We start from the raw sequence: 14,591 nt of genomic DNA, 5'->3' as shown, positions 1-14,591 counted from the left end.
ATTCGTGGAATTCATGCAATGCGTGGCTAAAAATGTTCATGGCTATTGGCTATTGGGAAATGAATCTGTGGAATGTGAGGCAATTGGTAGGATGCCCTCACCCCCAGCCCCTCTCCCACTGGACGCGGGCGAGGGGAGCGGACGCTTTTTTAACACGCATTGAGGCAGAACCACCAAGTTAAAGCCCCTCGCCCGCGCCACGGGCGAGGGGCTGGGGTGAGGGGAATAAAGTTTTATGGATGGCTAATTTGGTTCTTCATCCTTCATCCCTCATCCTTCATCCCTTTTAAAATCCTCGGCGGCGGGTTTTCAAAACGGCAATTTTGGTCGAATGATTGAACGGTGCAGGATTGGTCACTGGCTTGCCAACCCGCGTATCAGCATAGCCCGTGAAATCTTGGCCAATATCAATAAACTGATCAATCGTGACATAGCCATCAGCACAAATTTTTTCGAGCAACTCGATATATTCAGCACCGCTCAAAAACAGCGCATTGTTAATTGCGATAATCGTGCCGTTATGCTCCATTAGTGGCCGCACCCGATTTAGCACCTTGGTATAATTTTGGGCCAAATCGACAACGCCATGGTCGGTGGCAGCAAACATAGGCGGATCAACAATTACACAATCGAACAATTCTTCTTTGCGCTTAAACTTGTTGATTTGCAGCCAAAAATCTTCAGTTTGAAAATCGGCTTTGTTAATCGGAAAGCCATTTAAGGTATGTGAGGTTTTGCCAACATTCAAAAAGCGCCGATTGCGGTCGGTTTGTACCACTCGTTTTGCGCCTGCGGCAACGGCGGCCACGCCCAAACTGCCAGTATAGGCAAAGGTGTTGAGCACAGTTTTATCAGCCAAGTTGGCCAAAATCCACTCGCGCAGGTTGCGAGTATCCAAGTAGAGACTTGAATCGCGGTTCATGGTCAGATCAAGCGCGTACCAAACCCCATGCTCGCGCACGCGGGTGGCCAGCTTTTCGCCATAGCGCAAAACCCCGTTTTGGGCGGTTTCATCATCAGTATTGCGGGTTTTGACCAAAATCGATTCGAGCCATGGCAAGCGACTTGGCAACCAAGCCAGCACTTGCTCAACCAAGGCCTCGCCAGCCTTAGCAGGCTCTGCGTAGTTATGTACCACGGCGGTTGTTGCATATACATCAATCACAATTTTGGGTTCGCCTTCAAGAAACCCATTAAACAAGCGCAAACCAGCTTGATGGCGTTCGTCAAACAAACTCTCACGAGCAACAATCGCCCGCTCTATTCGATCAGTCAAATTCACGACTGGCATATTGTATCCTTATTGTTGCCAACAGATCATTAGCATTATGCTATTTTAACCGAAATCGCAAATAAGGATCAAAACCATGCGCATCGGGCAATGCTCGACAAACGCTAGCACCTGTTAAATAAAAAAATGGCGCAGTTTTGATTAACTGCGCCATAGAACCAGTTAAGTTTTAGTTGCCAAACAAGATTGTGAATGGCAATGAAATCAAGAAACACATAAAGGGAATGCCGAAGAGCAACAAGGCAATGATAATTGGAGCACCAGCGCGCTTGCCAGTATAATCAGGCATAACTGCCCAACCAATTAAGTAGGCCAAAATCCCTGAGCCACCGAAGAGGGTGAAAATAACCAAAGCAACCCGTACAACGGTTGGATCGATGCCAAAATAGTTAGCCAGCCCAGCACAAACCCCAGCCATAACCCGACCTTGTGTCGGACGAACCAATGGACGTGATTGATTTGACATTCTATCGCTCCTAAACACACACGAACTGTTTAATTTTATACTATCTCAATCTATCTGACGAACTTGCGTGGCAGTAAGACGCAGGATCATCGTAAAAGGTTTCAGCTTGGACAAAGGAGTCTGCTCGTGGCAACACCAGCCAAACGCTCATTACGCGATCGTCCACCCTTTCAGCGTTGGTTAATTCTCTTTTCGCGCTTTTTGTTAATTGTTGTCCTAGTCCTTCTCCTCGCCAGTGGCGGCGGCTATCTCTATTTGCGCCGTTCGTTGCCAACCACCGAGGGCACATTAACCCTCGCTGGCTTGAGTGCCCCAGTCGATGTGCTGCGCGATAGCAATGGCGTGCCGCATATTTATGCCCAAACCGAATCCGATGCGCTGATGGCCTTGGGCTACGTGCACGCCCAAGATCGCCTCTGGCAGATGGAGTTTCAACGCCGGATCGCCCGTGGCACACTTTCGGAAGCCTTGGGCGAAACCACGGTCGAAACCGACCGCTTTTTGCGCACGCTGGGCGTGTATCGCGCTGCCGAAAGCGCCTACGCCAACCTCGACGCAACCGCCAAAGCGGTGATTGATAGTTATGTCAGTGGGATCAATGGCTTTTTGGCTGAGCATAGCGGCGGCCAGCTTTCACCTGAATTCACCTTAATTGGAGTTGAGCCAGAGCCATGGGTTGGCGCTGATGTGCTCGGCTGGGCCAAGATGATGTCGTGGGATTTGGGCGGCAATTATTCGACTGAATTATTGACCATGGAATTGATGGCCAAACTAGGCAGCGAAAAAACCAAGGATCTCTTGCCTCATTACCCAAGCACTGGACCGCTGATTTTGCCAACCCCCGTTGGCGGCCAAACCCAACAACTCTTGGCGCTCAGTCGGCGGGTAGAGCAAGGGTTGGGCATTGGCGGCGGCAACATTGCAGGAGTTGGCTCGAACAATTGGGTGATTGGCCCAAGCAAATCTGCCACCGGCAAGCCACTTTTGGCCGACGACCCGCATTTGAGCTTTCGCACGCCCTCAATTTGGTATATGGCCGAGCTTGAAGGCGGCGAGTTGCACTCAGTTGGCGCAACCATTCCAGGCTTGCCAGGGGTGATTGTTGGCCACAATCAGCGCATCGCCTGGGGCGTGACCAATACCGGCCCCGATGTCCAAGACCTGTATCGCGAAACGCTCGACCCAACTGGCACCAAAGCCATGTTCAAGGGCAATTACGAACCCTTGACGATCATCAGCGATACGATTCGGGTCAAAGATAAAGGCCTCTTGCCGCTCACGATTCGGGTTAGTCGCCATGGCCCATTGATTTCTGATGCACTGAATGCCAATAACGCCGACGACCCCGACGCGCCGCAACGCGAAGCCTTGGCCTTCCGCTGGACAGCACTTGATCAGACTGATAGCACGCTCAACGCGTATATTGCGATTAACAAAGCCCAAAATTGGCAAGAATTTCGGGCTGGCTTGGCAAGCTATGTTGCGCCAGTGCAAAATTTTGTTTTTGCTGATGTTGATGGCAATATTGGCTACATTGCGCCTGGCAATATCCCAATTCGGGCCAAGGGCGATGGCACCTTGCCAGCAGATGGCGCTTCTGGCGAGTACGAATGGACGGGCTTTATTCCATTTGAGCAATTGCCCCAAAGCTACAACCCGCCCCAAGGCTATATTGCGACCGCCAATAACAAAGTGGTGGCCGATAGTTACCCATATTTTCTGAGCCACGAATGGGCACCACCATTTCGCGCCGACCGCATAACGAGTATGATCGAAGCCAAACCAACCTTAACCATGGACGATATGGCAGCGATTCAGGCTGATGTGCATTCGAGCTATGCAGAGGAATTTCTGCCTGTGTTGCTCAACTTGGTGCAACCAACCACCGATCAGCAACGCCAAGCAATTGCCATGCTGCAAAACTGGAACTACAGCACCGCTGGCGATCAACCAGCAGCCAGTATTTTTCAAGCTTGGGCCTTCTATTTGACCGTACCAATTGTTGGTGATGAATTGGGCGAAACCTTGCTCGAAAGCTATGGCCAACGTCGTCAACTGATCGATCTAGCGATTCCGGCAATGCTGCAAGACCCTAACAACCCTTGGTGCGACGACGTAACCACTAGCGGGGCAACTGAAAATTGTAATGCAATGGTGACTCAAGCGCTCGATGTGGCGCTCAAAGATTTGAACTTCCGCCAGAAGGATGCGCCGATGGAGCAATGGCGTTGGGGAGGATTGCACCTTGCCTTGTTCCCGCACAATCCACTTGATGCAATTGGCCCGTTGCGCAGCTTTTTCAGCAAAGCGATCGAGAGCCAAGGCGATGGCAGCACGGTCAACGTCGGCCATATTGCCGATGACGCGCCGTTTGATCAAGATCGTGGCCCAATTTATCGCCATATTATCGATTTGGGCGATTTTGCCAACAGCCGCATGATCAACGCGCCAGGCCAAGCAGGCCATTTTCTCTCGCCGCACTACGACGATTTGCTTGAACGCTGGCAGAAAGTCGAGTACATTCCGATGCTTTATGGCCGTAGCGCGGTCAACACTGGCGAAGTGAAAATGTTACAATTACAACCCTAGAGCCTTAATTCGGGCTACTGGCTGCAACACCAGTAGCCCGCCAATCACGCTACGGAAGAGGTATGATGAGCCGAGTTTTTTGTTGGTTGGGATGTTTATGTTTGTTAATTGGCTTGAGCTTTGTGCCAAACCCAAGCATCAAGCGTGCGAACGCCCAAACCACGAACTTCCAAGTGCAGGCCGAGTTTCAACGCTATTGGCAGGATAATGGTGGTGCAGGATTAATTGGCGAGCCAATTAGCGAGGCGCTGTGGTTCGATGGGCAGTTGGTGCAATATTTTGCCAACCAACGCCTGCATTTGGTCAACAATCAAGTTGTGCCCGCCAAGCTTGGGCTTGAGCTGTTTCAAGCTAGCCGCCGCACATGGCAAAACCAACGCCAGCATTTGCCAACCAAGCAATGTTTGTGGGTTGAAAGCACCAAACGCTCAATTTGCGAACCATTTTTCAGCGTTTGGCAAGCCAATGGCGAAGCCAACAGCCTCGGCAATCCCATCACCGAAACCGTCACTGAAACCAACCCCTTAACTGGCAAAATCGCCACGATGCAATATTTTGAGCAACAGCTGCTGGCCGTTGATCCAGCCAGCCAACAAACGCGGCTCAGCCCGCTTGGGCATTGGCAAGCCAGTTGGCTCTTGAATGGCACACGCCAAGCAAGCCCAATTCGGGTCACGCTAAGCGGGCCACAAGCAGCAGTAACCCCACTTGCGCAATTGACAATCCACATCGATGCTGGTGCGTATGTTGGCCCTGCCAGCCTACGCATATTTGATAGTGCTGGCCAGCTTGAAACCAGCCAAAACTTGAACCTGACTGGCCAAAGCCAAAGCCTCAAACTACAAGCCCAAGGAGCCTTGGGCCAACATTATGCCGTGTTGCTGATTGAAGGCAAAGTAGCGGCAATCAATAGCACCATCTATCAACTTGATGCGCACACCAGCATTCAAACTGGCGTTGCAGCCTACGACACCATGCCCAGCAAAGTCGAAGAATTTCTACGCAACGACGTTTCGAGCTACGAATACAAGGGCTACCCGATTCGTGGCTATCGCTCGCCCGACAGCTACCTGATTTGGCTGCGCGACCATGTGCATCAAGGCTTGGGCTATCGCTATTTTGAGCACGATATGACCAGCACGCTTGATTATTTTCGGCGCGAACAAAAAGCCAATGGAGCCTTTGATGATTATTTTGCCATGGTCAATGGCGAGCCAGTCCAAGGCCGTACCGAGGTTGAGGCCGATTTAGAATATCTGTTTGTGCAAGGCGTATATCAGGCGTGGCAAGCAACTGGCGATACCAGTTGGATGCTTGAGCAAAAGCCAGCCATGTTGCGGGGCATCAACTATAGCCTCAGCGATCCACAACGCTGGAATCCAGACCTGCAACTGATTCGCCGCCCCTATACGATTGATACATGGGATTTTGAATATGGCGGGCCGACGATTGCCCCCGATGGCAAAAGCTCACCGCGCCATTGGATCGATGCAAAAACCCGCTTTGGGATTATGCATGGCGATAATACCGGCATGGCCCATGCGCTGGCGTTGCTTGGCAAACTTGAAGTAACCCAAGCCAATTTTGCGCAAGCCAACGAGTGGCTCATTCGCTCACAACAACTGACCAAGCAGCTTAATCAAGTCGCATGGAATGGTAAATTCTACATTCACAATGTTTTAGAGCAGCCATTTGATATTCCAGAGGTTGACGAGGCGCGCCAACTTTCGCTCTCCAACTCGTATGCGCTCAATCGCTATGGCATGGAAGCTAGCCGCGCCTTAGCGATTATCGACGAATATTATCAACGGAGAGTTGCTGATTCAAGCAACCTTTCCTCGGAATGGTTCAGCATTGATCCACCATTTCCAGCAGAACGCTTTGGTACTTTACCGGGCTGGGGCAATCAACCAGGCGAGTATGTCAATGGTGGGCGGATGCCGTTAGTTGGCGGCGAGTTGGCACGTGGAACCTTTCGCTGGGGCCAGCCAGCCTATGGCTTTGATATTCTGCGCCGCTACGCTCAAATGATCGAAGCCCAAGGCGGCAGCTATTTATGGTATTACCCTGCTGGCAACCCTGGTATTTCCGGCCCGCAGACGCTGGCAACCGATGGTTGGGGCAGCACCGCAATGCTGGCAGCGCTGATCGAAGGCGCGGCTGGGGTAAACGATCAAGCAGCGCTCTATCAACATGTTCAATTAAGCCCGCGCTGGATTGTTGAGCCAGAAGTGCAGCAAGCGCAGGTTACGGCCCGCTATGCAGCCTCGCAAGGCTATGTAAGCTATCGCTGGCAACGCCAAACCAATGGGTTTCAGCTCGATTTTACTGGCGGCGGCCAACAAACCACCTTGCAATTATTCTTGCCCAACGATGCGCCTGCAAACGTCAAGTTGACGATTAACGGGCAAGCCTCATTTGGCCATGAGCGCAGCATTGGCCCAAGCCGCTACCTCGAAGTGCGCCTAACCAAGGCTACAGGCACCGTTAACGTGAGTTGGTAAGATCCCCTCACCCCAACCCCTCTCCCGCCCAGCGGGCGAGGGGCTTTCATTCCGTGGGTTTAGCATGATTCGTTGGTAAAATGGGTGCTCCCCCTCGCCCGCGTTTTCGTGGGAGCGGGGGCTGGCTTACGGGGGTAGGTGTTACGATCCCCTCACCCCAACCCCTCTCCCGCCCAGCGGGCGAGGGGCTTTACTTACGTGGTTTTAGCATGATTCGTTGGTAAACACGGGTGCTCCCCCTCGCCCGCGTTCAGTGGGAGAGGGGGCTGGGGGGTGAGGGAACAAGTCTATTGCGGAATCGATTGCTTGAGGGTTTGCAATTCACCAAACAAATTCGCCAGAATTTCTGGATACTCAGCGCCATCAATGGTGGCAATCGATTTGTTGCCGGTGGTCAGCGTATAGCTAAACATATCGCAGCAACTCCCCAAATCGCCATAGCTAGCAGCAAGGCTGGCAAACTCAGGGTCGTTCAAAAGCGTCTGAATTGAACTCAATTGCGCAGGCGTGGCCTCGCCGATGCGCAAGGTGCTTGCAGCACTAACGCTGGCAAGCTCCAACTTACCATCACTCCACACAGTGAGGGTTTCGTTGATGCCAGCGATGCCACCGGTTTGGGCAAAGGTCAGCAAGACCTCAGGGCTGGCTGCGGTGGTTGGGGTGGCGGCAGTTGTGGCCGTAGCAGGCACGCTCGTTGGCGTTGCTCCGCCACAGCTTACCAAAAAGAGCAAGATCAAACTAAGCCATACACGTTTCATTCAGTTAATCCTCGAACAAAGGTCTCGTGACGAGCAATTTTATATTTCTCTGGGCTAAATAGAACACTGGCCTCAAACCGCGCGGTTGCATCTGGCGATAAGCTACTATTGCCAGGCATGACTGTATCGACACTAATAATTTCATCTTTCTCGTTGTAGCACACAAGATAAATCATCAAGGTTTTGGTGCGCTTTTTGCCGGTATTGGTAATTTTGCCAGTGGCTTCATAAAACAGGCCATCGGGCTTAATTTCCAAATCGTCAATCCGCAAATCACGATAATCAATCGGGCTAGCATAGCTATTATCCATGCCAAAAATCTCATACTTAACGGTTTGATATTCTGGCGCATCATTCAAAACCAGAATCCATGGCGCGCGTTCACCTGGCCCAAGCACGCCCAAAACCGAATAGCCAGTCTCAAATTCTACCTCTTTATTATCGACCAAAAAGGTAGCTTCGATTTTAACCGCACTTTTGGCGATCTCGGTATTATTGGTAACCATGCCATAGATCAAGGTCGTTGAGCCAGCTTCGCGCTTGCCAACATTCGAAATACTGAACTGATTGGCAGCATCAGGATTCGCTGGCTTAACGGTTGGCTCAGGCTTCTTGTAGGGAGTTATGGTTGGGCCTTTATTGCCGCCATTCGTTGGGCGTGGAGGCCGTTCGGTTGGTAAATCAGGAATTTGGGCCACAACCCCTGGATTTCTGGGCGACTGCTTTTTGAAGGCTGAATTGACGGTATAAACGCCCAAGCCACCAATAATAAAGACCGATAACAAGGCCAACCAAAACCATGGCGAGATACCGCGTTTGGCTGGCTGGCCAATCAGCACTGGGTTCGCTGGCGGCATTGAGCCATGTTGGGGCAGCGTATGGAGATTGCTACTTGGTGGCATTCCACCATAACTTGGCTGGCTCGGATGCGCTGCACCTTGGCTTGGCTGATTACTATAATTGCCATAGCTTGGTTGGCTCGGATTGCCAGCATTATAATTTACTTGGCCCGGGTACGAAGCATAATTGGCAGGCATTGGCTGTTGCGGGCGCACAACCGCTGGCCCAGCAGGATTTGCATAGCCGCCAGGAGTCGCCGCATTGTGCATAATCGAGCGCAAAACCCGCGCAACTTCGGCCATACTTGGCGGACGTTGTTGCGGTGCTTTGGCCATCATTGCCATAATTAAGTTATCGAGGGCTGGGGGCAAAAATGCGCCAGTGGTGCTTGGCGAAGGTGGCTGGGTATACACATGGCCAAACATAATTTGCGGCGTATCGCCTTCAAATGGCAAACGCCCAGTCACCATTTGGAACAGCAACACACCCAAGGCATAAATATCGGTACGCGCATCAAGCTGCTGAGCTTGAATTTGCTCAGGAGCCATATACGAGAGCGTGCCAATAATCATGCCACTTTGGGTCAATTGATGCTCTTGCGATTCGCTATTGGCTAAGCGTGCCAAACCCAAATCGACCAACACGGCGCTGCCATTAGGTCGAATCAAAACATTGGCTGGTTTAATATCGCGGTGCAAAATCCCTTGGCTATGCGCATATTCCAGGGCATCGGCTAATTCGGTGGTAATTTTCAAGACTTTTTCTAAGGGCATGCGCCCTTGACGCAACTCATCGCTCAGGCTCGGGCCTTCGATCAGTTCCATCACAATAAAAGGCATACCTTTATCTTCATCAACATCAAACACCCGCACAATATTGGAGTGCGATAGCTGCACTGCCACTTGAGCCTCGCGCAAAAAGCGCTGGCGGGCATCTTCAGTCGCATTGCCTAAGATAATTTTAATCGCTACAGCCCGCCCAAGCTGTGGATGGATGGAGCGATAGACTGCGCCCATGCCACCAGCCCCCAAGGGTTGGCCAAGGGTATATTTGCCTAAGGTTGTGTTGGTTAAGTCTGTCATGATCGCCTCTTATTGCTTGCACCACGCCGATTTATCTTAGCACACCATAGCAAGAGTTTATCAATTAAATGCTCATGCGCAATCACTATTCTTTCACTATTGACGTTTGAATAGCGGGTTGTGTTTCCCTTAAAAAGCAATCGCCCGCTGCGCACAAGGCGAGCGAGCGATTTTGGGTTGAGTCGCGACGTTTAGCGTGCGCCAATCCGAATTGTTGCTTGTTCAAGCACGCCGTACAACCAAGTTGGCACAATCCCCAAACCAAAGATCAACAAGGTCAGGGCTGTCATGACAATGCCAGGCCCAAAACCAACTTTGATTGGTTCTTCGGTTTCCGCAGGCGCGAAATAAACCGCCTTCAGGAAGCGCAAGTAGTAGTACAAGCTGATGACGGTGTTGCTGACCGCGAAGATTACCAACCACTTCGCGCCTTCTTGCCAAGCGGCAATAAAGACATAGAACTTCACAAAGAAGCCTGAGAGTGGTGGAATCCCTGCCAACGACAAGACGGCAACCGTCAAGAGCAAGGTCAAGCCAGGTGAACGTCGACCCAAGCCATTCAAATTGCTAAAGTCGGTACCACCAACGTTATCTTCGACCACGGCCAAGATCCCGAAGGCTACCAAGTTGGTGACGGTGTAGGCAACCAAATACATCAAGAACGAGACGCTGCTATCGCGTTGCGTACCAACCAAGCCCAGCATCAAGAAGCCAGCTTGGGCAATTGATGAATAGGCTAGCATGCGTTTGGCGTTGGTTTGCGGCAAAGCTGCCAAGTTACCAACCAACATCGTAACCGATGCCAGAATTGCAACTAAGCTCGTCCAACCGCCAAAGCTCGTAGGTACGCCAATCGCTGCCGTGCCCATAATACTTGGCGCATCGAAGCTGGTTACCAGCACCCTATACAGCAAGAAGAAGCCAGCAGTTTTTGATGCCGTCGAGATAAAGGCGGTCATCGAGGTTGGCGCACCTTGGTATACGTCTGGCGACCAAGCGTGGAACGGCACAATCGCTACCTTGTAGGCCATCCCTGCAAGGATAAACAACAGGCCTAAGATCGCAACGCCTTGGCTTGGGCCTTCAGGGTTAGCAAATGCCAACTCAACTGCGGTTTTCACCGAGCTTAAACTGGTTGGGGTAGCGTTCATGGTCTGACCATTCATCAAGGTCAAGCCCAAGAGCAAGCTCATGCCAAACAGCAAGATTGCCGATGAAAGCGCGCCGAAGATGTAGTATTTGGCCCCAGCTTCGGTGCTCACAGGGTCGCGGCGGAAGTAGCCAGCCAACACATACAGCGGAATACTGGTCAACTCAACGCCAAGGTAAATCATGATCAATTCGCCGCCAGCGGTCATGAAAATCATGCCGAGGGTTGCAAACAAGATCAAGGCATAGAACTCGGCTGGGTTGTTCGAAGGCTTGGCTTTGCCAGTCAACACCACCGTCACAAAGGCTGCGCCGATGAAGATCAAGCGCCCAATGTGGGTCAGTGGGTCAACCACAAACGCCCCGCCCAGAATACTGCCATCAAGGCCGCTGGTGCGCAGATTTTGGAAAATACTGAAATTATAGAATTTCCAATCGCCAATCTGCACCCAACTAAAGAAGCCACCTTGGATCAAGACCATCACGAAAGCTAAGCCCAAGCCCATCAAGGTCATGGCAATCGCTTCGCCCGTGCGTTCAGCTAAGGATTCTTTGCCCTTCGACCAGCGCGTCAGAACATCGCCAAGCAACACCAAGGCTGCAATCGCCAGGATCAAGAACTCAGGGATGAGCCGCGTAAAATCAGCTATTTGAAAATTCACGTCATTCCTCCCTAACGTCCTGCTAGATCAATCATGCGCTGGGCGATTGGCTGGACACCGGTTGCAATGTAATCCATGATGATGCTTGGGAATAAACCAACCCCAATCACCACGATGGCCAAAACCGTGCCTGAGAATTTTTCTTGCCATGTCAGCGGTGGCAAATCATGGTAGTGCGGGTCTTTGACCTCGCCCATAAATGCCATATAGCCAACCCGCAAGACATAGGCGGCAGTAATCGGAATCGACAAGGCCGCAACAACTGCAACCAAGGGATATTGATTCATTACACCAGTAAAGATCGTGAACTCTGCCATAAAGCCCGCCGTGCCCGGCATCCCCATCGACGAGAGACTCGCGATGATAAAGACCACGAAGGCAAATGGCATCACTTTCATCAAGCCACCAAGTTCGGGCAATTGGCGGGTGTGGGTCCGTTCATAGACCATCCGACCAACCACCGCAAAGAACAAGGCGGTCATCACGCCGTGCGCAAACATTTGCATCACTGCGCCGTTGAGGGCAGTTTCGTTCATCGAAGCCAAGGCCAACATCACCAAGCCCATGTGGCTCACCGATGAGTAGCCGATCACATACTTGAAGTCTTTCTGAACCATCGCAATCGATGCCCCATACACGACATTCATCAAAGTCATGACCGCAATCCCTGGCAACCAGAATTGTGCGCCATTCGGCATCAACCAGAGCGCTGCCCGCAACGCGCCATAGGCTCCCAGCTTCATCAACACCCCTGCGTGGAGCATCGAAACCGCTGTGGGAGCGGCCACGTGACCTGTCGGCGACCAAGTATGGAAGGGGAACATCCCCGCCAAGACCGCGAAGCCAACAAAGACTGGCAAGAAGAAGATTTTTTGGAATTCGAGGCTGAAGACGCGTTGTGAAAGCTCGACCATATTAAAGGTCCCGCCCACAACGTAAATCGCCACCATCCCAATCATCAAGGCTGCCGAACCAACCATCAAGTAAATGGTAAGTTTCATCGCGCCATATTCTTTGCGCGTCGAACCCCAAATCCCGATCAGCAGGTACATTGGCAACACAGCCAATTCATAGAATACGAACATCAGGAACAAGTCCAGCGCCATAAACACGCCGTACACGCCCACCACCAACAAGAGCAGCAGAACGAAATATTCCTTGACCCGATCTTCAATGTTCCACGAGATGAACGTGCCAGTGAAAATTACCAGCCCGTTCAAAACAATCAAGGGCAAGCTGATCCCATCAGCGCCGACCAAATACGACATGCCGAGCTGCGGAACCCAATCGAGCTTCTCGACAAACTGCATCTTCGTGCCCATATAGCCCGCTGCGTTGGGGTCGTAGGCAAAGAAGACCAACAAGCCGAGGCCAAACGAGATCGTTGCAACCACTGCCGAGATAATCCGCATGGCTTGTTTTTGCTCTTTGGGCAAAAACATAATCACCAAAGCCCCAAGTAAGGGAACTAACCAGATGAGGCTCAGGTACGGAATGCCCGCTGGCAAACTTTCGATCAAATGCATCGTTTAACTCCGTCCACGTTACAGGCTTGTAAAGACCTGAGCCATCACCGTGGCTGCGTAGTTTGATAAATCCATCAGTGGCTTGGGGTAAATCCCAAACACCAACAGCACAATAATCAACGGTAGGGTCACGTTGAAGGCCCAATCACCAACTTTAATGTCAGGCAAGTTGGTCAGCTTGTGGTTGACTGGTCCGTAGAAAATCTTTTGATACATGCGGATCAGCACCAAAGCGGTCACAATCAAGCCCAAGACGGCAATTGTGGTGATAACTGGCTGCGTACCCCACGCGCCACGGAAAATAAAGAATTCGCCGACGAAGCCAGCCAAACCAGGCAAACCAAGATTGGCAAACATCGCCACACCCATAATCCCAGCGAAAATTGGCATAACTTTACGCAAGCCACCAAATTGATCAAGCTGGTAGGTTCCAGTCCGCTCGTAGAGTTCGCCCGCAAGGAAGAACAAGGCAGCGGTACTAAAGCCGTGGGCAACCATCTGGGCTTGGACCCCGTTCAAGGCCGAGGTACGAATAGCCACGTCTAAGTTGCCCAAGCTTTCTGGCGCTGCCGAAGCTGCTGCCGCCAAACCAAGCAACACATAGCCCATGTGGTTAATCGATGCGTAGGCAATCAAACGCTTGAGGTTGGTTTGAGCCAAGCCAGCGTATGCGCCAAACAAGATGCTCGCCAAGGCAAAAATTGCCAAGATTGGTGCAAAGTGATTGGTTTGTTTGGGGAACAGCATAATCATCAAGCGAATCATGCCATATGCGCCCATTTTCGACATCACTGCCGAAACAATCATCGAGCCACTGGTTGGAGCGTTTTCGTAGGTGTCTGGCTGCCACGTGTGCAACGGCCAAACTGCCAATTTCACCGCAAACGCCACAAAGATACACCAGAAGATAATCGCTGCTGGCGTGCCATTGCTATTGCCCAAAACGCTGGTCAAGCCAACATCTTGTACGGCGCTGAACAACATCGATTGCAGGGTTGCGCCATTGCTATAGCCAGCGCCCAATTTTGGCGCAAGCAAAGCTGGATCGACGGGCAAGCCCTGCGCCAAGCGCGAGAGCACTACCAAATCGAAGGTCCCAGTTGCCAAGTAGATAAATTCGAAAATAATCAACATCCCAACTGAACCAGCCATCGTGTACACGAAGAACTTGAAGGCCGAGTAGCGGCGGTTTTCGCCACCCCAGTTGTTGATGATAAAGAACATTGGCACCAAGCTGAATTCCCAGAACAGGAACAACAGCAAGAAGTTGAGCGATACGAAATAGCCCAACATCGCCGATTCCAACAACAACATCAAAGCCAAATAGACGTTTTGGCGTTGTTTGATGCGGAAGGCCGCCAAGATACAGACTGGTGTTAGGGCAGTTGTCAAAAACACCAAGGGAAAGTTCATGCCATCAAGGCCAACAAAGTAGTCAGCATTGAAAAACGGAACCCAGCGCACCCGATCCACTTGCTGGATCATGGCTTGATCGCCAGTGACCGAAGCGAGGGCTGGATTAAAACCGCCGCTTAGCCACAAAAAGAGCGTGAGTCCGAGTGGCACCAAGCTCCACGCAAACACCCCCCACGCGATGGTGCGGCTATTTTCGGCTGGCTTGGGAAATACCAAGGCCAGCAACATCCCCACCAATGGCGAAAGGGCAATTAGCGTGGTGATGCTCCAATCACTGAATTTGATAAATTCGTTCAGCATTCGCTCAC

General features: G+C 51.5%; 9 protein-coding genes. 2 read left to right on the top strand and 7 right to left on the bottom strand.

The window, feature by feature from the left end; all coding sequences use genetic code 11:
• Positions 1–286: 286 nt before the first annotated feature.
• Both JOD20_RS01765 and JOD20_RS01760 read right to left on the bottom strand, forming a co-directional pair.
• Positions 287–1,291 carry a class I SAM-dependent methyltransferase gene (locus tag JOD20_RS01765; protein WP_204753626.1) on the bottom strand — a complete coding sequence of 335 codons (1,005 nt, stop codon included), beginning with the start codon at positions 1,289–1,291 and terminating at the stop codon, positions 287–289.
• Between the two features lie 169 nt (positions 1,292–1,460).
• Positions 1,461–1,757, bottom strand: a complete 297-nt coding sequence (locus tag JOD20_RS01760; RefSeq protein ID WP_204753625.1) for a PspC domain-containing protein — start codon at positions 1,755–1,757, stop codon at positions 1,461–1,463.
• 126 nt (positions 1,758–1,883) lie between these two features.
• Here JOD20_RS01760 and JOD20_RS01755 point away from each other — a divergent pair, with 126 nt between their 5' ends.
• Together JOD20_RS01755 and JOD20_RS01750 are read left to right on the top strand one after the other, a co-directional pair.
• Entirely contained in the window at positions 1,884–4,346 is a 2,463-nt protein-coding gene (locus tag JOD20_RS01755) for a penicillin acylase family protein (RefSeq protein ID WP_204753624.1), read from the top strand.
• Positions 4,347–4,408: 62 nt separating this feature from the next.
• Positions 4,409–6,850, top strand: a complete 2,442-nt coding sequence (locus tag JOD20_RS01750) for a hypothetical protein (RefSeq protein WP_204753623.1) — start codon at positions 4,409–4,411, stop codon at positions 6,848–6,850.
• A gap of 287 nt (positions 6,851–7,137) precedes the next feature.
• On the opposite strand, the gene JOD20_RS01745 is transcribed toward JOD20_RS01750, so the two are convergent.
• From JOD20_RS01745 to JOD20_RS01725, 5 genes are all read right to left on the bottom strand, one after another.
• Positions 7,138–7,608: a hypothetical protein gene (locus JOD20_RS01745; protein ID WP_204753622.1), complete on the bottom strand. Its 471-nt coding sequence runs from the start codon at positions 7,606–7,608 to the stop codon at positions 7,138–7,140.
• Entirely contained in the window at positions 7,605–9,530 is a 1,926-nt protein-coding gene (locus JOD20_RS01740) for a serine/threonine-protein kinase (protein ID WP_204753621.1), read from the bottom strand. The genes JOD20_RS01745 and JOD20_RS01740 overlap by 4 nt, the downstream gene beginning before the upstream one ends.
• Positions 9,531–9,721: 191 nt before the next feature.
• Positions 9,722–11,341 (bottom strand): NADH-quinone oxidoreductase subunit NuoN, encoded by a 1,620-nt coding sequence (locus JOD20_RS01735; RefSeq protein WP_204753620.1) that lies wholly within the window; start codon positions 11,339–11,341, stop codon positions 9,722–9,724.
• An 11-nt stretch (positions 11,342–11,352) separates the two neighbouring features.
• Positions 11,353–12,867: a complex I subunit 4 family protein gene (locus tag JOD20_RS01730; protein WP_204753619.1), complete on the bottom strand. Its 1,515-nt coding sequence runs from the start codon at positions 12,865–12,867 to the stop codon at positions 11,353–11,355.
• Between the two features lie 18 nt (positions 12,868–12,885).
• Positions 12,886–14,583 carry a complex I subunit 4 family protein gene (locus JOD20_RS01725; RefSeq protein WP_054536609.1) on the bottom strand — a complete coding sequence of 566 codons (1,698 nt, stop codon included), beginning with the start codon at positions 14,581–14,583 and terminating at the stop codon, positions 12,886–12,888.
• Between the last annotated feature and the right edge of the window lie 8 nt (positions 14,584–14,591).

The sequence above is a fragment of the Herpetosiphon giganteus genome, from assembly GCF_016907925.1.
Classification (GTDB): Bacteria; Chloroflexota; Chloroflexia; order Chloroflexales; family Herpetosiphonaceae; genus Herpetosiphon; species Herpetosiphon giganteus.
Note: the sequence above shows the minus strand (reverse complement) of the source record. Positions and strands in the feature narration are given on the sequence as shown.